18 protein-coding genes and 1 pseudogene are annotated in these 19893 nt (G+C 41.7%); 5 read left to right on the top strand and 14 right to left on the bottom strand.

From position 1 onward, the window contains the following. Positions 1-78: 78 nt before the first annotated feature. The 5 genes from HT699_RS07610 to HT699_RS07590 all read right to left on the bottom strand — a co-directional run bounded on the left by HT699_RS07610 (position 79) and on the right by HT699_RS07590 (position 6165). Positions 79-243 (bottom strand): YczI family protein, encoded by a 165-nt coding sequence (locus HT699_RS07610; RefSeq protein WP_000508264.1) that lies wholly within the window; start codon positions 241-243, stop codon positions 79-81. Positions 244-421: 178 nt separating this feature from the next. Continuing rightward, complete coding sequence (locus HT699_RS07605) at positions 422-2017, bottom strand: hypothetical protein (RefSeq protein ID WP_138706058.1); 1596 nt, start codon at positions 2015-2017, stop codon at positions 422-424. Positions 2018-2028: 11 nt separating this feature from the next. Further along, positions 2029-2439, bottom strand: coding sequence for a peptide deformylase (locus HT699_RS07600; RefSeq protein WP_000412227.1), 411 nt, complete (start codon positions 2437-2439; stop codon positions 2029-2031). Between the two features lie 219 nt (positions 2440-2658). Then, the gene (yghU, locus tag HT699_RS07595) at positions 2659-3456 is read right to left on the bottom strand and encodes a glutathione-dependent disulfide-bond oxidoreductase (RefSeq protein ID WP_001277397.1); all 798 of its coding nucleotides are present in this window, start codon (positions 3454-3456) and stop codon (positions 2659-2661) included. A 12-nt stretch (positions 3457-3468) separates the two neighbouring features. Next, the gene (locus HT699_RS07590; protein ID WP_172934228.1) at positions 3469-6165 is read right to left on the bottom strand and encodes a cation-translocating P-type ATPase; all 2697 of its coding nucleotides are present in this window, start codon (positions 6163-6165) and stop codon (positions 3469-3471) included. 306 nt (positions 6166-6471) lie between these two features. On the opposite strand from HT699_RS07590, the gene mntE reads away from it, so the two are divergent. Further along, the gene (gene mntE / locus HT699_RS07585; protein ID WP_000813943.1) at positions 6472-7656 is read left to right on the top strand and encodes a CDF family manganese efflux transporter MntE; all 1185 of its coding nucleotides are present in this window, start codon (positions 6472-6474) and stop codon (positions 7654-7656) included. A 36-nt stretch (positions 7657-7692) separates the two neighbouring features. Here mntE and HT699_RS07580 read toward each other — a convergent pair whose 3' ends face one another. The 8 genes from HT699_RS07580 to cdaA all read right to left on the bottom strand — a co-directional run bounded on the left by HT699_RS07580 (position 7693) and on the right by cdaA (position 16099). After that, positions 7693-9564: an ABC-F family ATP-binding cassette domain-containing protein gene (locus tag HT699_RS07580; protein ID WP_138706059.1), complete on the bottom strand. Its 1872-nt coding sequence runs from the start codon at positions 9562-9564 to the stop codon at positions 7693-7695. Continuing rightward, positions 9561-10760, bottom strand: coding sequence for a CCA tRNA nucleotidyltransferase (locus tag HT699_RS07575; RefSeq protein WP_138706060.1), 1200 nt, complete (start codon positions 10758-10760; stop codon positions 9561-9563). The genes HT699_RS07580 and HT699_RS07575 overlap by 4 nt, the downstream gene beginning before the upstream one ends. Beyond that, the gene (dapB, locus tag HT699_RS07570) at positions 10757-11524 is read right to left on the bottom strand and encodes a 4-hydroxy-tetrahydrodipicolinate reductase (RefSeq protein ID WP_000027869.1); all 768 of its coding nucleotides are present in this window, start codon (positions 11522-11524) and stop codon (positions 10757-10759) included. The genes HT699_RS07575 and dapB overlap by 4 nt, the downstream gene beginning before the upstream one ends. Positions 11525-11800: 276 nt before the next feature. Further along, positions 11801-12649, bottom strand: coding sequence for a DegV family protein (locus HT699_RS07565; protein ID WP_023933188.1), 849 nt, complete (start codon positions 12647-12649; stop codon positions 11801-11803). A 1-nt stretch (position 12650) separates the two neighbouring features. Further along, a complete protein-coding gene (locus HT699_RS07560; protein ID WP_001050094.1) occupies positions 12651-13025 on the bottom strand; it encodes a DUF1149 family protein in 375 nt (124 codons plus the stop codon). Between the two features lie 73 nt (positions 13026-13098). After that, a complete protein-coding gene (gene glmM, locus HT699_RS07555; protein WP_172934227.1) occupies positions 13099-14451 on the bottom strand; it encodes a phosphoglucosamine mutase in 1353 nt (450 codons plus the stop codon). A gap of 24 nt (positions 14452-14475) precedes the next feature. Then, on the bottom strand, positions 14476-15255 hold the full coding sequence (locus tag HT699_RS07550; protein ID WP_000742288.1) for a CdaR family protein: 780 nt from the start codon (positions 15253-15255) through the stop codon (positions 14476-14478). Further along, on the bottom strand, positions 15242-16099 hold the full coding sequence (gene cdaA / locus HT699_RS07545) for a diadenylate cyclase CdaA (RefSeq protein ID WP_001011065.1): 858 nt from the start codon (positions 16097-16099) through the stop codon (positions 15242-15244). Before cdaA ends, HT699_RS07550 begins: the two co-directional genes overlap by 14 nt. A gap of 135 nt (positions 16100-16234) precedes the next feature. On the opposite strand from cdaA, the gene HT699_RS07540 reads away from it, so the two are divergent. The 4 genes from HT699_RS07540 (at position 16235) to HT699_RS07525 (ending at position 19241) form a co-directional block, all read left to right on the top strand. Beyond that, complete coding sequence (locus HT699_RS07540) at positions 16235-17200, top strand: NAD(P)/FAD-dependent oxidoreductase (RefSeq protein ID WP_138702737.1); 966 nt, start codon at positions 16235-16237, stop codon at positions 17198-17200. A gap of 549 nt (positions 17201-17749) precedes the next feature. Then, positions 17750-18325: a hypothetical protein gene (locus HT699_RS07535; protein ID WP_000593540.1), complete on the top strand. Its 576-nt coding sequence runs from the start codon at positions 17750-17752 to the stop codon at positions 18323-18325. Between the two features lie 439 nt (positions 18326-18764). Further along, a complete protein-coding gene (locus HT699_RS07530; protein ID WP_164496828.1) occupies positions 18765-18920 on the top strand; it encodes a hypothetical protein in 156 nt (51 codons plus the stop codon). A 141-nt stretch (positions 18921-19061) separates the two neighbouring features. Further along, positions 19062-19241: a hypothetical protein gene (locus HT699_RS07525; RefSeq protein ID WP_001233346.1), complete on the top strand. Its 180-nt coding sequence runs from the start codon at positions 19062-19064 to the stop codon at positions 19239-19241. A gap of 217 nt (positions 19242-19458) precedes the next feature. Here the strand turns inward: HT699_RS07525 and HT699_RS07520 are convergent. Next, positions 19459-19893, bottom strand: a pseudogene (locus HT699_RS07520) (N-acetylmuramoyl-L-alanine amidase family protein); the annotation flags it as partial.

Raw genomic sequence — 19893 nt, 5'->3', positions numbered from 1 at the left:
CGGCAAGGCGAAGCTGACGCGGTTTGAAGAGATTTTCGAAGAGTATGAAAAACCTCGGTTTGACCGAGGCTTCTCTATTTATTTGGGCCATCCTAACCAGATAGCCACGAGAACAAGGGCTGCGCCAGCTAAACTTGTTAAGATAGATAAGAATTTATCTTTTTTCTCCTTGAACTGAGAAAAACCTATCTTCAAAGCGAGCAGTCCAAGTAGCATTGAAGCAAGCATCAAATAAAAACCCATTTCTTTGTCCTCCATTAGTCTTAATTTATTTTATTATAACATATATTTCTTAAATAAACCTTTTTTATACTCAATGAAAATCAAAGAACAAACTAGGAAACTAGCCGCAGGTTGCTCAAAGCACAGCTTTGAGGTTGCAGATAAAGTTGACGTGGTTTGAAGAGATTTTCGCAGAGTATTACTGTACTTTAAAGGTCTTGAGATAGCTGTCTTTTCCTACTTGACCTTCGAAGGTTCTACCATTTTCAAGGTAAGGAAGGTCATCTGATACTGAGGCCTTAACCTTGTAAATCTTGCCATCAACTTTAAAGAAGTAGACGGTGTCGCCCTTGATAACAGCTGATTTGAGGTCTGCTACTACTCCCTTGATGCTTTCTGTCGTTGCATTGTCAATTTCAAGGTCGTTTTTATTGGCATACTTGCTGAGCATCTCTTCCACTGTAGTAGCTACGATAACATTTTGGTACTCGACTGCGTCTACTAGAGCATACTCTTTGACCAAGCCAGCATTGTCCTTCAAACCCATGATGTAGAAAGGCTTGTCATTGAGGTTGATGAGGATTGGGAAGGTTGCTTTGTAGGATTTCTCCTGAACAGCACCTTCTGCTGATTCACGGGCTGATTCTTCTGTCGCAGAAGCCAAGCTATACTTAGTAATTTCTCCTGTTCGCATATTTTCAAGGATGAAACCAAGATTACTCTCATCCGCATTAGCCGACGTCACACCTGTGTAGAGATAGATGTCATTACCGATAGACAAGTAATTATAGCCATTGGTAGTCTGGGTCACATTTTTCTTGGAAATCATGGCATTCAAGAAACCGTCCTTGTACTTGCCGTTGTAGTTGATTTGCTCAATGGTTTCCTCTGCTGGATAGATCCTATCCACCCATTCTGGAACATCTGATAAGCTGTATTCCTTGGTTTCTCCATTTGTAGCATCCAAGATAATGACTGAAGCAGGACGAGGAACCGCAAGTCCAAATTGCTTTTGGTAAACCGTTGCTACATAGAAAGGATTGCCCTCATCGTCCACCTCAAAAGATGGAGTTTTAAAGATTTTGGTCGGGTACTTCAAGCGCAGGTGACGTTTGACATCACGGTTAAAATACTCCGAGTCTGAATACTTGATTGGTGTCTTCAAGCCCACCAAATCCGCATTTCCAGTTACCATGTCCACCTTGATATACTCACCGATTCCCTTGGCTTGATTGTTAAACCACTTGATAGGGTCTGCGTATTCTAGTGGCGTCACTCGATAAGGTTTCCCATCAATTGTCAATTGGGTATAGGTATCTGCCGCTACGTACTGCGACACCTTATCTGTTAGGGAACCCAAGTAGCGGTCACCAATTTTTTCAGCAGTACTTCTATCTAAGATAGGAACCTTACTGGTGTCACTCTTAGGAAATTCAGTAAAGTCTTTTTCCGTAACCGTGACTACATTGGCATAATTTTTAGCCTGAAACATGCTGGAAGTTACCAAGGAAACCAAAGCTGCCAAGAGAAGAATTCCTCCAATCGAAGCTAACAGAATTTTCCCTAACCGATTGATTTTGAAACCCTCAAGATTTAAGGCAGCTTCCGCCTTACCGTGGCGCACATGAACCGTTTTGACAAGGTTTATCCCCTTGCCAAAGCCAAATAAGATTGCCACAACTAACAAATGCCCACAGAGGAAGAAGAGAAATTCCCAGCTGGTCAGGTTAAGGGGCGGTAAAAAGATATACCAGGTCGTTGCGATAAAAATAAGTTCAAAGACTATTCGTTTCATTTGCTTTCCTCCTAAATGATTCGTCCTTCCAAGTGATCCAGCTCATGCTGGCAAATCTGAGCTGGGAAGCCTGTCAAGGTAATGGTCTGTTCCTGCCACTTGCTGTCACGATAGGCAAGCCTTATGGTTTCATAACGCTTAGTTGATCTCACACCTACCAAGGACAAACAGCCTTCTTCTGCCTCATAGGATCCTTCAAAGGACAGAAGCACTGGGTTAAACATGACCACGGGAACCAAGCCAAGATTAAAGATAATCACGCGCTTTTGCACCCCAATCATATTGGCAGCTAGACCAATGCAGGTCTCACGATTTGCTAAGAGTGTATCCTGCAAATCTCTGGCAAGATAAAGGTCTTCCTGACTTGCCGGCTGAGATACCTGAGATAAAAACAAAATATCTTTTACAATTTTCTTTTCCACTTCCTCACACTCCTCTTGTTTTTTACTATATTATAACAATTATAGCACAAAAGCCGATAACTGCAAGCCCTTTCCCTCAACTGTAGCAAAAAGCCATCCGAAGATGACTTTTTTGCTACTTATACTCAATGAAAATCAAAAAACAAACTAGGAAGCTAGCACAGGTTGCTCAAAACACTGNNTACGGCAAGGCGACGCTGACGTGGTTTGAAGAGATTTTCAAAGAGTATTAATTTCTTTATAAATTACTTCCATCCCACGCTTAACAGCTGGACGATTGGCAATTTTTTCTGCCCATTTTACTAAATTCTGGTAACTTGAGGCATCCAAGAATTTTGCAGAACCTTGGTAAAGTTTTCCTTGAACTAACTGTCCATACCAAGACCAGATGGCAATATCTGCAATCGTATAGTCATTGCCTGCAATATAAGGTTTCTGAGTCAATTCCTTATCCAATAAATCCAACTGGCGTTTCACTTCCATCGTAAAACGGTTAATAGGATATTCCAATTTTTCAGGGGCATAATTAAAGAAATGTCCAAATCCCCCACCTAGAAAAGGTGCAGCCCCAGCTTGCCAGAATAGCCAATTCAAAACTTCTACCTTTTCCACAGGATTACTTGGTAGAAAGGCTCCAAATTTCTCAGCAAGATAAAGGAGAATATGAGCAGATTCAAAGACTCTTACTTCTTCAGTTCCTGACTGGTCCAACAAGGCTGGAATCTTGGAATTTGGATTGAGCTTTACGAAGTCTGAACCAAATTGATCCCCATCCATGATAGCAATCTTATACAAGTCGTAAGCCGTTTCCTTAAAACCAGCCTCTAGTAATTCTTCCAATAAGATAGTGACCTTCACACCATTTGGTGTTCCCAGTGAATAAAGCTGAAAAGCTTGTTCTCCTTTTGGCAAGTTTTGTTCGAAACGGGCACCTGCTGTTGGTTTATTTAAGCCCGTAAAGGCTCCTTGATTACTAGCTTCATCCTGCCATACGGTCGGTAATTGATATGCTGACATCCGAAACCTCCCTTAAATCGCATTCTTGTCAAAACCGAGTTTGCGTTGAATAAACTTAACGATTTCGACGATGATAATCATTGAGAAGCTTCCAGCCATAACAATTCCCCATTGTGACAAGTCTAGTTTGGTTACGTGGAAGATTCCTTCAAGCGGTTCTACAACGATTGTTGCCATGAGAAGGATAAAGGATACCAAGATGGACCAGTTAAAGGTCTTAGACTTGAATGGACCAACTGTCAAGATGGATTGGTAGACAGACTTGACATTGTAAGCATGGAAGAGCTGAATCAAACCAAGGGTTGCAAAGGCCATCGTTAGGGCATCTGCATGAATGGCATGATTGTCACCCACATGAACTGGGTAAGCAATCGCAAGGCCATAAACACTCATAACAAGAGCTGCTTGGAGTACACCTTGATAAATGATAGAACTCAAAACACCACCTGAGAAGAAGCTTGCCTTGCGTCCACGTGGTTTATGATTCATGACACCAGGCTCCGCAGGTTCAACACCAAGAGCGATAGCTGGGAAGGTATCCGTTACCAAGTTGATCCACAAAAGATGAACCGGCTGTAAGACATCCCAACCAAACAAGGTTGATAGGAAGATGGTTAATACTTCAGCAGTATTGGCAGAAAGTAGGTACTGAATAGTCTTTTGAATGTTTGAGAAGACCTTACGTCCTTCTTCCACTGCGACGATAATAGTCGCAAAGTTATCATCTGCAAGAATCATATCAGAAGCCCCCTTAGAAACCTCTGTACCAGTGATTCCCATACCGATACCGATGTCTGCTGTTTTCAGAGCTGGGGCATCATTGACACCGTCACCTGTCATGGCAACGACCTTACCTTGTTTTTGCCAAGCCTTGACGATACGAACCTTGTGCTCTGGAGACACACGGGCATAAACAGAGTATTGACCAACAACTTTTTCAAAGTCTTCATCAGATAATTCGTTGAGCTCAGCACCAGTTAAAACGTGGTCTTCTGTATCGTTTGCATCAATGATTCCCAAACGTTTGGCAATAGCTTCTGCGGTGTCTTGGTGGTCACCTGTAATCATGATTGGACGAATTCCAGCTTCCTTAGCCACACGAACAGCCTCAGCTGCCTCAGGACGTTCAGGGTCAATCATACCAATCAAACCAGTGAAGATTAAATCATTTTCAAGCTCTTCAGAAGTGAGATTTTCTGGAATGCTGTCAATAATCTTATAAGCACCTGCAAGGACACGCAAGGCTTGGTGAGCCATTTCAGAGTTGTTTGTGTGAATGAGGTTTGTAACCTTCTCGTCAATCGGAGCAATATCCCCAGCTTTGTCACGGAGAACACAACGTTTCAAAAGTTGGTCTGGCGCACCTTTAACAGCTACGAGGAAGCGTCCATCTGCAAGTGGATGAACTGTTGACATGAGCTTACGTTCAGAGTCAAATGGCAATTCAGCTACACGAGGATATTTCTCTAAGAAACCTTTAACATCGTAGCCCTTGTCCAAGGCATATTGGATAAAGGCTGTTTCGGTTGGGTCACCAATCAGGTTGCCTTCCACATCGATTTTCGTATCATTAGCCAAGACAACTGAACGAAGTAGGGGCATTTCAAGACCCAGTTCAATATCATCAGCTGAGTCATGTAGGACTGCATCGTAGAAGACTTTTTCGACTGTCATCTTGTTCATAGTCAGTGTACCAGTCTTATCAGAAGCGATAATTTCAGTTGAACCAAGTGTTTCTACTGCTGGCAACTTACGAACGATGGAATGGCGTTTGGCCAAAACTTGAGTACCAAGGGAAAGAACGATGGTAACGATAGCAGGAAGTCCTTCTGGAATGGCTGCAACGGCAAGGGCAACAGAAGTCAACAACTCACCAAGTGGACTTTTCCCTTGAATGAAGACACCCACTACAAAAGTAACAAGGGCAATGACCAAGATAGCATAGGTCAAGACCTTAGAAAGGTTGTTCAAGTTTTGTTTGAGTGGTGTATCTGTCTCATCCGCATCTTGAAGCATACCAGCGATATGACCAACTTCAGTGTACATCCCTGTATTGACAACAACACCCATCCCACGACCATAGGTCACGTTTGAGTTTTGGAAGGCCATGTTGACACGATCACCGATACCAGCATCTGTCGCAAGCTCGACTGACAAGTCTTTTTCGACTGGCACAGACTCACCTGTCAAAGCTGCTTCTTCGATTTTAAGAGAATTGGCTTCTAGCAAACGTAAGTCTGCTGGTACCACATCACCTGCTTCAAGGGCAACGATATCACCTGGTACTAATTCTTTAGAGTCAATCTCCGCCATATGCCCATCACGAAGTACTCGGGCAGCAGGGCTAGACATGGATTTGAGGGCTTCGATAGCTTCTTCGGCTTTTCCTTCTTGGTAAACACCAAAGGCAGCGTTGATGATAACCACGGCTAGGATGATAATGGCATCTGCGATATCTTCTCCACCAGAAGTCACGACTGACAAGATAGCTGCCGCAACTAGGATAATAATCATCAAATCCTTAAATTGCTCGATGAACTTGACTAGGATTGATCGTTTCTCGCCTTCTTCGAGTTCATTGTGACCAAATTCGGCAAGGCGTTTTTCTGCCTCACTTGATGACAAACCTTGCTCGGTCGCATCCACAGCCTGCAAGACCTCTTCAGGACTCTGAGTGTAAAACGCTTGGCGTTTTTGTTCTTTTGACATGTGTCTCCTCCTTGACATTGTGTGCAAAACAGGCTCTCTTTTTCTCATCGTATCTTTTCACGACAAACAAAAAGAGACCTGTTAATCATAACAAGTCTCGCTGTTTAAGATAGTGCCGGAAAGCATACTTTTCAGTATAAAATTCGGAATGACGACACTATCACAGGTTTCTGCCAGCTACTCCCTTGAGTAGTACTATTATACCAAATTTTGGGTAGTTTTAAAAGAGTAAAAACTACCTTATTTGAATTTTCCCTTGAAAACCAGTATAATGGTAGAATGCTATATGACTAGAAAGGAAGTTGAATGAAGCAATCTATCTCAAATCTCAAGTTAGCTGAACGTGGTGCCATTATCAGTATTTCAACCTACCTGCTCTTGTCTGCAGCGAAATTGGCTACTGGCCATCTTCTTCATTCATCCAGTTTGGTGGCCGATGGTTTCAACAACGTGTCGGACATCATTGGAAATGTGGCCCTCTTGATTGGAATCAGGATGGCACGCCAGCCTGCTGACCGAGACCACCGTTTTGGCCACTGGAAGATTGAGGATTTGGCTAGCTTAATCACTTCCATCATCATGTTCTATGTTGGCTTTGATGTTCTAAGGGATACCATTCAAAAGATTCTCAGTCGTGAAGAAACGGTCATTGATCCTCTGGGTGCAACTCTAGGAATTATGTCTGCAGCGATCATGTTTGTGGTCTATCTCTACAATACTCGCCTCAGTAAGAAATCCAACTCCAAGGCACTGAAGGCCGCAGCAAAGGACAATCTTTCTGATGCTGTCACCTCACTTGGAACCACCATTGCCATCCTAGCTAGTAGTTTCAATTATCCCATTGTGGATAAACTGGTTGCTATCATCATCACTTTCTTTATCTTAAAGACTGCCTATGATATCTTCATCGAGTCTTCCTTTAGCCTTTCGGATGGCTTTGACGACCGTCTGCTTGAGGATTATCAAAAGGCCATCATGGAAATTCCCAAAATCAGCAAGGTTAAGTCCCAAAGAGGTCGTACCTACGGTAGCAACATCTACCTGGATATTACACTAGAGATGAACCCTGACCTGTCTGTTTTTGAGAGTCATGAAATCGCGGATCAGGTCGAGTCTATGCTGGAGGAACGTTTTGGGGTTTTTGATACCGATGTCCATATTGAGCCAGCGCCTATCCCTGAGGATGAAATTTTAGACAATGTCTATAAAAAATTGCTCATGCGTGAACAATTGATTGACCAAGGAAATCAACTGGAAGAACTCTTAGCTGACGATTTTGTCTATATTCGCCAAGACGGAAAGCAGATGGATAAAGAGGCCTATAAAGCAGAAAAAGACTTGAATTCAGCTATCAAGGACATCCAAATCACTTCCATCAGTCAAAAGACCAAACTCATCTGCTATGAATTAGATGGTATCGTCCATACCAGTATCTGGCGTCGCCACGAAACTTGGCAAAATGTCTTCCACCAGGAAACAAAAAAAGAATAGAGAAATCCTGTCATGAGACGGGCTTTTTCTATTCTTCTAACTATCAAAGTCACTGAGATACTCATAGCGTTCGTATTTTTCAAGGAGTGCTTCATTTTTCTCATCCAATTCTTTTTGGAGAGTAGCCAGCTTACCAAAGTCAGAGCCGTTAGCCTGCATTTCCTCTTCAATAGCAGCGATACGGTTTTCCAAGGCTTCAATATCGCCTTCAATGCTTGCCCACTCCTGCTTTTCTTGGTAGGTCATGCGTTTCTTGCCTTCACGAACCTTGACCACTTTCTCCTTTTCAGCCTTTTGCACTTGATTGGCCATCTCTGTTTCAAAGACTTTTTCATCAAGATAGTCGGTATAATGACCAAAGAAAGGACAAATCTTGCCATCCTCAAAAGCCAGAATCTTAGTCGCTGCCTTATCCAAGAAATAGCGGTCGTGACTAACAGTCAAAACTGGACCAGCAAAGCCTTGTAAGAAATTCTCCAAAACTGTAAGAGTAGCAATATCCAAATCATTGGTCGGCTCGTCCAAGAGAAGAACATTTGGTTTTTCCAAAAGCAGTTTGAGGAGATAAAGACGTTTTTTCTCTCCCCCAGACAATTTCTCAATCAAGGTTCCATGCGTCGAACGTGGGAAAAGGAACTGCTCCAGCAACTCTGCAATGGAAGTCGTAGAACCACCACTGGTTTTGACCTCTTCTGCCACTTCCTGCAGGTAATTGATCACTCGCTTACTTTCATCCAAGCCCTTAATTTGCTGAGAGAAATAGGCGATGCGAACAGTTTCCCCTATCACAACTTGACCTGCTGTCGGCTCAAGGCTGCCTGCAATTAGATTGAGCAGGGTTGATTTCCCAACACCGTTATCCCCAACGATTCCGATGCGGTCTTTGGCTTGCACCAAGAGATTAAAATCTTGCAAAATAGGCTTGTTTTCATAGGCAAAGGAAACATCCTGAAACTCGATGACCTTTTTCCCAATCCGACTGGTTTCAAAGTTCATGGTCAAGTCTGTCTCATCAGTATTGCCTGAAACTTCCTTTTTCAGGTCGTGGAAACGATTGATACGAGCCTGCTGCTTGGTCGCACGCGCCTGCGGTTGTCTACGCATCCAGGCCAATTCCTGCTTATAGAGTTGTTCTTTTTTGTGGAGAAGAGCTGCGTCACGCTCGTCCTGTTCCGCCTTAAGGCGAACATAGTCCTGATAATTCCCTTGATACTCGGTCAATCCAGCTCGATCCAACTCGAAAATCCGAGTTGACAAAGCATCCAAGAAATAACGATCGTGAGTGATAAAGAGAACTGTCTTCTTAGAATTTTTTAAAAAGAGGGTCAGCCACTCAATAGTCGCAATATCCAGATGGTTGGTTGGCTCATCCAGCAGCAAGAGGTCGTGATTACCAAGAAGAACTTGCGCCAACTGGACCCGTCTTCTTAGACCACCTGACAATTCCCCAACAGGAGTAGATAAGTCCTGAATCCCCAGCTTGCTGAGAACAGTCTTGACCTGACTCTCGATTTCCCAAGCTTGGAGAGAGTCCATTTCAGCCATGACCCGTTCCAAACGCGCCTGCTTGTCCTCACTGTAGTTGAGCATGATCAACTCATACTCACGAATGAGCTGGATTTCCTTGAGGTCGCTGGAAAGAACCGTATCCAAGACCGTCTTGCTATCATCAAAATCAGGATCTTGAGTCAAATAACCAATCTGGTAATCATTCTTAGCCGAAAAGGGACTGACATCCCCATCAAAGCCAGAAACGCCAGAAAGAACATCTAAAAGGGTGGTCTTCCCTGTTCCATTGACACCAATCAAACCAATTCTGTCTAGGTCATGGATGATAAAGGAAATATCCCTAAAAACGGTCTTATCACCGACAGATTTACTTAGTTTTTCAACGATAAAATCACTCATTTCTTCTCCCTCAGATAAGCATGGATGGCTTGTCGGTCATTTTCCAATTCTCCATCGACAATGGCATACTCAATCTCTGTTAAAATCTCTCCCAAGTCTGGTCCCGGCTGATAACCATATTCCTTGATCAAAATGCCACCATTAATCTGAATTTCTTTCTTGTCATGAATGGTCAAACTCTGATAGGTTTCTGTTATGACTTGTGGGTTGACTGGTTTTCCCTGGGTCTGACGAAGATTTTCAGCCTGTAAAAGCAACTCCAAGTCAAAGCGATAACAATCGCGCTTGCTCAATTCTCCCTTTTCACGCAAGGCCAAAATAGTCAGCAAATCCTGAACTTGCTTAGCAAACTGACGTGAGGTCTTCCAAGCTTTCAAAAATGGCTGCGCATTTTCAATCTCCAAAGCCCACAGTAGAGCCGCCCAAGCTTGCTCTGAAGATTCAAAGGTGAAATCAGTCTCTAAATCAAACAGTCTGTTAAGTTTGTCTTGGCTAGATGCCAGATCAGGGAGATAGTCATAAGCTTGACTCTCAATCATGGAAGCCAAGCCCCTTCTCCAAAATGGAGCCAGCAAGAGTTTATCAAACTCAACGAAGGTACGCTCCACAGAAATTTTCTCCAAAAGTGGCGTCAATGTCTTCATAGCTTTAAAGGTTTCTGGCTCAAATTCAAAGCCAAGACTAGCCTGAAAACGGAAACCACGCATAATTCGTAGAGCATCTTCGTTGAAACGCTCACTAGCCACTCCAACCGCTCGTAAGACTTGCTTTTCCAAATCTTCTAAACCATGAAACAAGTCAATGATTTCCCCTGTCTCATCCAAGGCAAAGGCATTGACTGTAAAATCACGGCGCTTAAGGTCTTCTTCTAGCGAGCGAACAAAGGAAACCGCACTGGGTCTGCGATAGTCCACATAGACATCTTCTGTCCGAAAGGTGGTTACCTCATACTCCTCATCCCCATCTAAGACCAAGACGGTTCCATGCTCGATTCCGATATCGGCTGTTCGCGGAAAAATCTGCTTGGTCTCTTCTGGATAAGAAGACGTCGCAATATCCACATCATGGATAGGGCGATTGAGAAGGGCATCTCGAACAGAACCTCCAACAAAATAGGCCTCAAAACCTGCTTCTTTAATTTTTTCTAATACTGGTAAAGCCTTCTGAAATTCAGAAGGCATTTGCGTTAATCTCATAATAAGTGTTCTAATCCATAGACAAGCTCATGACGCTTGACAACTTCTTTAATTCCCAAATTCACCCCTGTCATGAAGGAGCTGCGATCATAGGAGTCATGACGGAGCGTCAATCCTTCTCCCTGATTGCCAAAGATGACTTCCTGATGGGCTACCAAGCCTGGTAAACGAACTGAGTGAATCCGCATGCCATCAAAGTCAGCACCACGGGCACCTGCAATCAATTCTTCCTCATCAGGCGCACCTTGCTGAATAGACTCTCGAACTTCTGCCATTAACTCAGCCGTTTTAATAGCTGTTCCACTCGGAGCATCCTTTTTCTTGTCATGATGGAGCTCGATAATCTCCACATTGGGGAAATATTTAGCAGCCTGCCTTGCAAATTGCATAAGCAAGACAGCACCCAAGGCAAAATTTGGAGCGATCAAGCCACCCAAATCTTGGGCACGAGAAAATACTTTTAGCTCTGTAATTTCTTCACTCGTGAAACCAGTCGTTCCAACTACTGGAGCAAAACCATTTTCAAGAGCAAAGCGTGTATTTTCATAGGCAACAGCTGGAGTTGTAAAATCTACCCAAACATCCGCTTCAAAGCCTGCTAAATCAGCCTTATCCTTGAAAACAGGAATTCCCTGCCATTCTGACTCAGACTCAAAAGGATCCAAAACTGCTACCAAGTCCAAGTCTGGATCAGCCAAGACCATCTGACAAGCAGCTTGACCCATCTTTCCCTTAAAACCAGCAATAATTACTCGAATACTCATCTCTACTCCTGTCTAAGATACAAGGCCTGTAAGAACACAAAGTGAAAATAGGAATTCTGATCAAGAAGTGTCTACTCCTTGGAAGAACTATCTTTTTCACACAGGGTCCCAGGCGTGTTCAATTATCAAGATACAAAGGACCTTAGCTGCCCATGAAAAATAGGGAATGACGCTGACTTGCCACGAAAGGCAAGACAGGCATCTTTTTTCAAGAGGCAGGTAGTCCGTGTTCAATTGCTAAGATACAAGGCATCTTAACTAGCCTAAAAGTGCCAACTAAATCACTGGAATATAACCCAGAGCAATACTTCCTGCTCCTAGGTGGGTTCCAATGACACTACCGAATGTAGCAAGCGAAACATCTGAACTTAATCCAGATTCAATCAAGTGCTGACGCAATTCTTCAGCCTTTTCAGGAGCATTCCCATGAATGACAATGACCCGATATTGGCCTGAAGCCGTTGTTTCCTTGATGATTTCAATCAAGCGCTTGGTTGCTTTCTTTTCCGTACGAACTTTTTCGTAAACTTCAATCACACCTTGATCGTTAAAATAAAGGATTGGCTTAATGCTAAGCAAATTGCCCAAAATGGCAGCCCCATTTGAAAGGCGCCCACCTTTTACCAAATGATCCAGGTCATCTACCATGATAAAAGCTGACGTACGGCTGATTTGAATAGCTAGCTTATCCTGAATGATAGCAAAATCATCGCCCTGATCTCGCCAGTTAAAGACGCTTTCAACCATGATGCCTAGGGGAGCGCTTGTAATCAAAGTGTCTGGGAAAGCAATGGTTAAACCTTCATAGTCATCCACCATATACTGAATATTTTGGTAAAAACCTGAAATTCCAGAAGATAGGAACAGCCCCAAGGCATGTGTATAACCTTGTTCTTTGAGCGAAGTTAAGATCTCATCTAACTTGGCAATACTTGGTTGACTGGTCTTAGGCAATTCAGAAGCCTGAGCCATTTTTGGGTAAAATTCCTCAGCAGTCAGATTGATGCCTTCGACATACTCCTCACCATCAATATTGACAGGAATATCCAAGACATACAAATCTTCTCTTTGCAAGGTCTCTGCACTGAGATAGGCAGAAGAATCTGTGATAACAGCTAGTTTCATATTAGAACTCCAAATTGATTCCTGGTAAGTCTAATGCAATTTCAGTTACTTCGTAAGTCAAACGGTTGAGCATATTCAAACATGGACGAGCCAAAGTTTCCACTTCTTCTTGGCTCAATTCACTTGGTTCATTGACAATACGGCCATCGATATGATTTACCTGTGAAATGGTTCCACTGATGACAAACTTATCAAATACAATCATAAATGTCAAGATGACAATCAAGGAAGTCACTTGATTTTCTTGATTATGTTGGAGCAATTGGAAGTTCACATCCACCTTAGTTTCAGGAGCTCCATTTTCATTTTCCCATTCAAAATTACGCGCATCAAAATGATACTGACTAACAAATTCTTGTTCACGTTTAAGATTCATATCTTTCTCCCTCGGCTACAATATTATAAGCTATTGTACCATAATTTTTTATTTTCATCTAGTTTTCTAAGTTTTAGTCCATCTCAATTTCAGCTCGAACTACGTCTGCGATGGTATCAACATAGTAGTCAACTTCTTCTGTGGTAGGCGCTTCTGCCATAACACGCAAGAGGGGCTCTGTTCCACTTGGGCGTACTAAGATACGACCATTCCCTGCCATTTCTTCTTCCATCTTCTCGATGATAGCCTTGATAGCTGGCACTTCCATAGCCTTTTCCTTCACGGCATTTTCCACTCGGATATTGACTAATTTTTGTGGATAGATGGTTACTTCTGCTGCCAACTCTGACAAGCTCTTACCAGTTTCCTTCATGATTTTTGTCAATTGGACAGCGGATAATTGACCATCACCTGTTGTATTGTAGTCCATCAAGATAACGTGCCCAGATTGTTCACCACCGAGGTTGTAGCCTGATTTTCGCATTTCTTCAACAACGTAGCGGTCGCCAACTGCAGTGACTACCTTGTTAATACCTTCGCGATCCAAGGCCTTGTGGAAACCAAGGTTAGACATAACAGTTGTCACAATTGTATTTTGAGCCAATTGTCCTTTTTCAGAAAGGTATTTCCCAATGATGTACATAATCTTGTCACCATCGACGATGTCGCCATTTTCATCAACAGCAATCAAACGGTCACTGTCTCCATCAAAGGCCAAACCAATAGCTGAGCCGCTTTCTTTGACCACTTCTTGAAGGGTTTCTGGGTGGGTTGAACCAACATTAAGGTTGATGTTAAGACCATCTGGTGTTTCCCCTATAACAGTCAACTGAGCACCAAGGGCTGCAAAGATTTGACGGGCACTTGTAGAAGCTGCACCATTAGCTGTATCCAAGGCAACCTTCATTCCTTCAAGAGGAGTTCCAGTTGAAACAAGGTAGCCTTCATACTTACGCAAGCCTTCTGGATAATCTACCAAAGTTCCCAAGCCTTCTGCACTTGGACGAGGAAGAGTGTCTTCCGCAGCATCTAGCAAGGCTTCAATTTCTGCTTCTTTTTCGTCATCTAGTTTGAAGCCATCACCGCCAAAGAACTTGATTCCATTATCAAGGGCTGGGTTGTGGCTAGCAGAAATCATGACACCGGCGCTTGCTCCCTCAGTTTTTACCAAGTAAGCTACTGCTGGTGTCGCCAGAACACCTAGTTTGTATACATGAATTCCTACAGATAGAAGACCAGCTACCAAGGCAGATTCTAGCATTTCCCCTGAAATACGTGTGTCACGTCCTATAAAGACTTTCGGTGCTTCCGTTTCATGTTGACTAAGAACATAGCCTCCAAAACGTCCTAGCTTAAAAGCTAATTCTGGAGTAAGTTCCACATTAGCTTCTCCACGGACTCCATCAGTCCCAAAATATTTACCCATTTTTATAAAATCCTTTTTCTATTTTTAATTCGTTTTTGAACTAGTTGCTTTCGTTGACGAAGATGTCTCCGATGAACTGCTTGTAGTTGAATTTGATGTGCTTGAACTTGGTGCTGCTGGTTTTGTAGTTACCTTCATTGTTGTATCAAAGGGAGTGATAACTGTCGGTAAGACAACACCATTGCGGTCGATTGCCTGCAAAGGTACTGAACCACTGTAATTACCTGTTATGTGTTCGCTAGTTGGCAAGACAGCGATAATCTTATCAATTCTATCCAATGTCTCTTGATCACTCGTAATCGACACTTCTTCATCTGACACCGTAACATTTTCAATCTGTACCCGACTATCAATTTGACTAGGGTCAATCTCTGGTACAACCTTTACCTTATCCTTCTGAGCCTTCTTCCCAATCTTGACTGTAATTTTTTGCGGAGTCGCCACAGCGGTCAGCCCATTGGGTAAATCTTCAATGCTCAAAGGAACTTCAATCGTTCCAACACTGGCATCTGTTAGGTCAGCAGTAACCTTGAATTTACGTGTGCTTTCTTGCATTTCACTAGCTAGCGATAGGCGATTTGCACCAGTTAAGACCACTGAGACTTCTGAAGCAAAACCGCTAATAAAATACTCATCACTATTATAGCGTATGTCAATAGGAACATTTGTTACTGTATTCGTATAGGTTTCCGTTTTTACCTGCCTAGCACTGGTACTGTTTTGAAAATTCGTCGCCGTAGCATAGACAAATAAGACACAAGCAAAAAAGAGTGAGGATATGATATATAAACTATTTTTTTTCATGTTTCCATCCTCCTAGCAATCGTTCTTTAAAACTAAGACCCGCTTCCTCTTTTGGAAGTAAGATTTCACGTAATTCTGTTTCAAATTCATCAAGTGTTAGGTTGTGCTTAAAGCTTCCATTATAGGTTATCGAAATTCCTCCCGTTTCCTCTGATACGACAAAAGTCAAGGCATCTGAGACTTCTGATAAACCGATAGCCGCCCGGTGTCTGGTCCCAAATTCCTTGGAAATCCCTGTGTTTTTTGTCAAGGGCAGATAGGCAGACGTCACAGCAATACGTTCTTCTTTGATAATCACCGCACCATCATGTAGGGGAGTGTTGGGAATAAAAATGTTAATGAGAAGTTCTGCAGAAATCTTAGCATCCAAGGGAATTCCTGTCGAAATATACTCCTGCAAGGTACGTACACGCTGAATAGCAACCAAGGCCCCGATTTTACGAGGACTCATGTATTCAACAGACTTAACAAAGGCACGAATCATCTGTTCCTCAGCACTAATAGGGGCATTGGAAAAGAAATCTGTCGCTCTTCCCAAACGTTCCAAACCAGTCCGAATCTCTGGAGAGAAGATAACAACCGCCGCAATAACCCCATAAGTAATAATTTGATTGATTAACCAAGAAATCGTAGTCAAACCAATCATATTTGCAAGGATTTGAGCTAAAATAAACACCAAAACTCCACGTACCAAAATCATAATCTTGGTTCCTGCAATAGCTTTTGTAAAATGGTATAAAATATAAGCAACAATCAAAATATCAATCAGATTGATAGCTATCGTCCATGGACTTGCAAACAAACTGGTCCAATATTGCAGATTGGATAATTGTTGAAAATTCATCCCTGATATCCTCCCTATCAAAACACTTTCATCCTATTATACCATTTTCTGGCATTTTTTTCCCTATCCTAGTCCATTTTACATTGAACAAAAATATGATAAAATAAACTGACTAGAAAAAACAAAGGAGAAACTATGTCTCAACTCTATGATATTACCATTGTGGGTGGTGGTCCTGTCGGGCTTTTTGCAGCCTTTTATGCCCACCTACGCCAAGCCAAGGTTCAAATCATCGACTCTCTTCCCCAGCTAGGTGGACAACCTGCTATTCTCTACCCTGAAAAGGAAATCCTAGACGTACCAGGCTTCCCAAACCTGACTGGAGAAGAATTGACTAACCGCTTGATTGAACAGCTAAACAGCTTTGATACCCCTATTCATCTCAATGAAACGGTTCTTGAGATTGACAAACAAGAAGAATTTGCCATCACAACTTCTAAAGGAAGTCACCTGACTAAAACAGTTATCATCGCTATGGGTGGCGGTGCCTTCAAACCACGTCCGCTGGAACTTGAAGGGGTTGAGAGCTATGAAAATATCCACTACCACGTTTCTAACATTCAGCAATACGCTGGTAAGAAAGTGACGATTCTTGGTGGGGGAGATTCGGCTGTGGATTGGACTTTGGCTTTTGAAAAAATCGCACCAACTACCCTTGTTCACCGCAGAGATAATTTCCGTGCCTTGGAACACAGCGTTCAAGCCTTGCAAGAATCATCTGTGACCATCAAGACACCATTCGTCCCTAGCCAACTCCTTGGAGATGGAAACACGATTGATAAACTTGAAATCACAAAAGTCAAATCTGATGAAACCGAAACGATTGACTTAGATCACCTCTTTGTCAACTATGGTTTCAAATCTTCTGTCGGTAATCTTAAAAACTGGGGGTTGGAACTCAACCGACACAAGATTATCGTCAACAGCAAACAGGAATCCAGCCAAGCAGGTATCTATGCTATTGGTGACTGCTGCTACTATGACGGAAAAATTGACTTGATTGCGACAGGTCTCGGAGAAGCTCCAACTGCTGTCAATAATGCTATCAACTACATAGACCCTGAACAAAAAGTACAACCAAAACACTCTACTAGTTTATAAAAAAGAACCACGAGTCACATAGGATTCGTGGTTTTAAAATGAACTACACCTCAAAAGTTAGACAGAAATACATCTAACTTCTGATATGCAGCCCACCTTCTCTTTGCTCTTGTTTGAATAAGAAATTTTTTGAAGAATCATTAGATTATACAAAGTATTCATATCAGCCTTTTAAAGCTATATAAAAACTCTCCAACTATTCTATTATACCATATAAAAAAATAAATAAATAGACTTGTTTTTTTCTTTTTTTGACGTATACTAATAATAGAAAGCGCTTTAAATAAAATAAAAGGAGGTTTTATGAGGAAAGTAAATAAGGACATTTTATTCTTAACTGGAATCATAGTTTTATGTTTTGGTTTTTTATTATTTCACATCAACCCCTATTATGCCGAACCCTATGCGACACTGAAAGAAAGAATAAATTTATTCTTTTGGCAACTATATTGGAGACCTGTAGGAACTCTCAGTATTATTTCGGGTTGCATTATAACTTTCAAAGGATTGAAAAAATAATCTTTTACTCATGAAGAAAGGAAATTTGTTATGATTAAACTGAAACTATTGTTTTTCTCTCTACTATCAAGTCTATTATTCTTAGTCACAACATCTACGGTTTTTGCTGATGTCTATCCTGGTACAAATTATGAAATTGTATCTAATCGTATTGTAAAAGATATCAACACAGGAGAGTTATTGTCATTTTATACGACTGAACTTAGAGACGCCTATTTAGAGTCTAAATCTACGTATCAGACTCGTTCTAATGCAACTGGTGTTGCAGACTATAGAACTAAATACTCTCACTCTTACAAGAAAAGCACCACATCAGGTCCTGTAAGTTCAACTGCCTATGGTGGAAAAGCTGGAGCTACTCTGACTGTAGGTGCAGGTGTTAGCTTTTCTGCTCCGGAGTCTGGAGCTGGACTTAGTTTAAATCACTCAGTCTCCCATAACGTACCACCCTACACTTATGGTTATATTAGACTAAAAGCATCTTACACAGTAAACGTTCGTAAACTAGAAGTTAGATACTTAGGCACCAACAAATGGGTTCCAGCTGGTGAAACCTCTACTATATCGAATGTTAGCGTTTGGAGCGAACTGGTCACTTGGAAATAACTCATTAGAGACTGGGTAAAAACTCAATTTCAGGAGAAAATGAAATAAATTTTCTCACAATAAAACGCATAGTATTACGGTTCAAGTCAACACCGGATATTATGCGTTTTTGATTTTAAAGAGCCAAATTTCTTAACTTAATGACATTGCTTTTTGCCCAACCTCTTTTTATTTCAAAAAAGAACCTCGCAAAACAAGAGCCTGGTTTTATAGTTCATCGGCTTTTACAAATACCTTTACATCGTTTTACTATATCTTACAATACCTTTTAAAACAGCTATATTTTGAGCTTTTAAATAAATGTTTTTACATCATTTTACAGAGGTTTACGACACTTTTGCCCCTTTTTTGCCCCCTGTTTTTTTAAAAAACTTCATCAAAACTCTTGACTTTCTCGGTATACCGTGATATAATATAATCAAGATAAGGAAAGGGGGTGATGAAATTGAACAAAGAAGATTGGCTTAGGTTACTTGAAAAGGAAATAGACAATATTCCTGAAACGGTAACTGCTATCGCAAGTCTAGTGACCGCAATAACGGTCGCAAGGCAAAACAAAAAGCGTAAACCGAAATCCCGTCAAAGAAAAAGGTAAACGCTAAGAGGTTGGGGCGAAAGCCCCTCACACCTCTATTTTATCAAATGAAGAGAGGAAATGCAATGGTCAGCGCAATAGCTATTTTTATAATTGCAATCAATGTATATATTTATCTAAAAAACAAAAAGGACAAATAAGATGAGAAAAGTTATTCAAGAATTGCTAGACAGTTCGATGTCTACATCTACTATTTCGCAAGGTGCTGGAGTTCCATGGACTACTGTTTCTGATCTCAGAAAAGGAAAAACAAGCATGGACAAAATGGCACTTCTCACAGCGGAAAAACTTTATGAATTTGCTACAACTGATAAGCAGTGATTTCGGTCACTGTTTTTTATTTTTAACAAAACACCGTTTTTGACAATAATACACCACGATTTCCTCTCCATATTCTTCATGTAAACGCTTTTTTGAACAATAGGATTGTGATTTTGCTTTCTAATCGTTCAAAATGTGTGTTTTTGTAAAATAAAAAAACCGCAAGCCTGAGCCTGCGGTGAAAGAACAATTTAGAAAGTTTCCTTTCTATTTATTTTTAAATTATTTTTGTTGTTATAAGCCCGTCAGGCTCAATTTCAAACTCTGGCTTATCTGCCATTGTTCCGTCTGCATTGAGGTAGTACCATCCTGTTCCGTCTGCGGACTGGACGAAGGCGTTTGAAACCATGGCACCTTCTTTACCGTCTAAGTAGTACCAAGTCTCCTTGTACTTGACCCATCCTGTCTTCATAGCGCCCTCTACGTCGAAATAATACCACTTCTCAGCGATTTTCTTCCAGCCTGTCGCCATTTCACCTGACTGGTCAAACCAGTACCAATTACCATCTGTGTGCTTCTTCCAGCGGTTCGCAAGCATGTAGCCTGAGCCGTCGAAGTAATACCAGGTGCCGTTGACCTTCTCAAACTTGTCTTTTGGATAAGAGCCGTCTGAGTGTACATACCAATAGCCTATATCGTTCTTCTTCCAACC

The sequence above is a fragment of the Streptococcus sp. 1055 genome (genome assembly GCF_013276815.1).
Lineage (GTDB): Bacteria > Bacillota > Bacilli > Lactobacillales > Streptococcaceae > Streptococcus > Streptococcus pseudopneumoniae.
This window is presented reverse-complemented; position numbering and strand designations above follow the sequence as displayed.

Coding starts and splice junctions, on each gene's coding strand:
- HT699_RS07610 (WP_000508264.1), bottom strand. CDS start 243: ATGGGTTTTTATTTGATGCTTGCTTCAATGCTACTTGGACTGCTCGCT.
- HT699_RS07605 (WP_138706058.1), bottom strand. CDS start 2,017: ATGAAACGAATAGTCTTTGAACTTATTTTTATCGCAACGACCTGGTAT.
- yghU (WP_001277397.1), bottom strand. CDS start 3,456: ATGTCAGCATATCAATTACCGACCGTATGGCAGGATGAAGCTAGTAAT.
- HT699_RS07590 (WP_172934228.1), bottom strand. CDS start 6,165: ATGTCAAAAGAACAAAAACGCCAAGCGTTTTACACTCAGAGTCCTGAA.
- mntE (WP_000813943.1), top strand. CDS start 6,472: ATGAAGCAATCTATCTCAAATCTCAAGTTAGCTGAACGTGGTGCCATT.
- HT699_RS07580 (WP_138706059.1), bottom strand. CDS start 9,564: ATGAGTGATTTTATCGTTGAAAAACTAAGTAAATCTGTCGGTGATAAG.
- HT699_RS07575 (WP_138706060.1), bottom strand. CDS start 10,760: ATGAGATTAACGCAAATGCCTTCTGAATTTCAGAAGGCTTTACCAGTA.
- dapB (WP_000027869.1), bottom strand. CDS start 11,524: ATGAGTATTCGAGTAATTATTGCTGGTTTTAAGGGAAAGATGGGTCAA.
- HT699_RS07565 (WP_023933188.1), bottom strand. CDS start 12,649: ATGAAACTAGCTGTTATCACAGATTCTTCTGCCTATCTCAGTGCAGAG.
- HT699_RS07560 (WP_001050094.1), bottom strand. CDS start 13,025: ATGAATCTTAAACGTGAACAAGAATTTGTTAGTCAGTATCATTTTGAT.
- glmM (WP_172934227.1), bottom strand. CDS start 14,451: ATGGGTAAATATTTTGGGACTGATGGAGTCCGTGGAGAAGCTAATGTG.
- HT699_RS07550 (WP_000742288.1), bottom strand. CDS start 15,255: ATGAAAAAAAATAGTTTATATATCATATCCTCACTCTTTTTTGCTTGT.
- cdaA (WP_001011065.1), bottom strand. CDS start 16,099: ATGAATTTTCAACAATTATCCAATCTGCAATATTGGACCAGTTTGTTT.
- HT699_RS07540 (WP_138702737.1), top strand. CDS start 16,235: ATGTCTCAACTCTATGATATTACCATTGTGGGTGGTGGTCCTGTCGGG.
- HT699_RS07535 (WP_000593540.1), top strand. CDS start 17,750: ATGATTAAACTGAAACTATTGTTTTTCTCTCTACTATCAAGTCTATTA.
- HT699_RS07530 (WP_164496828.1), top strand. CDS start 18,765: ATGAAATTGAACAAAGAAGATTGGCTTAGGTTACTTGAAAAGGAAATA.
- HT699_RS07525 (WP_001233346.1), top strand. CDS start 19,062: ATGAGAAAAGTTATTCAAGAATTGCTAGACAGTTCGATGTCTACATCT.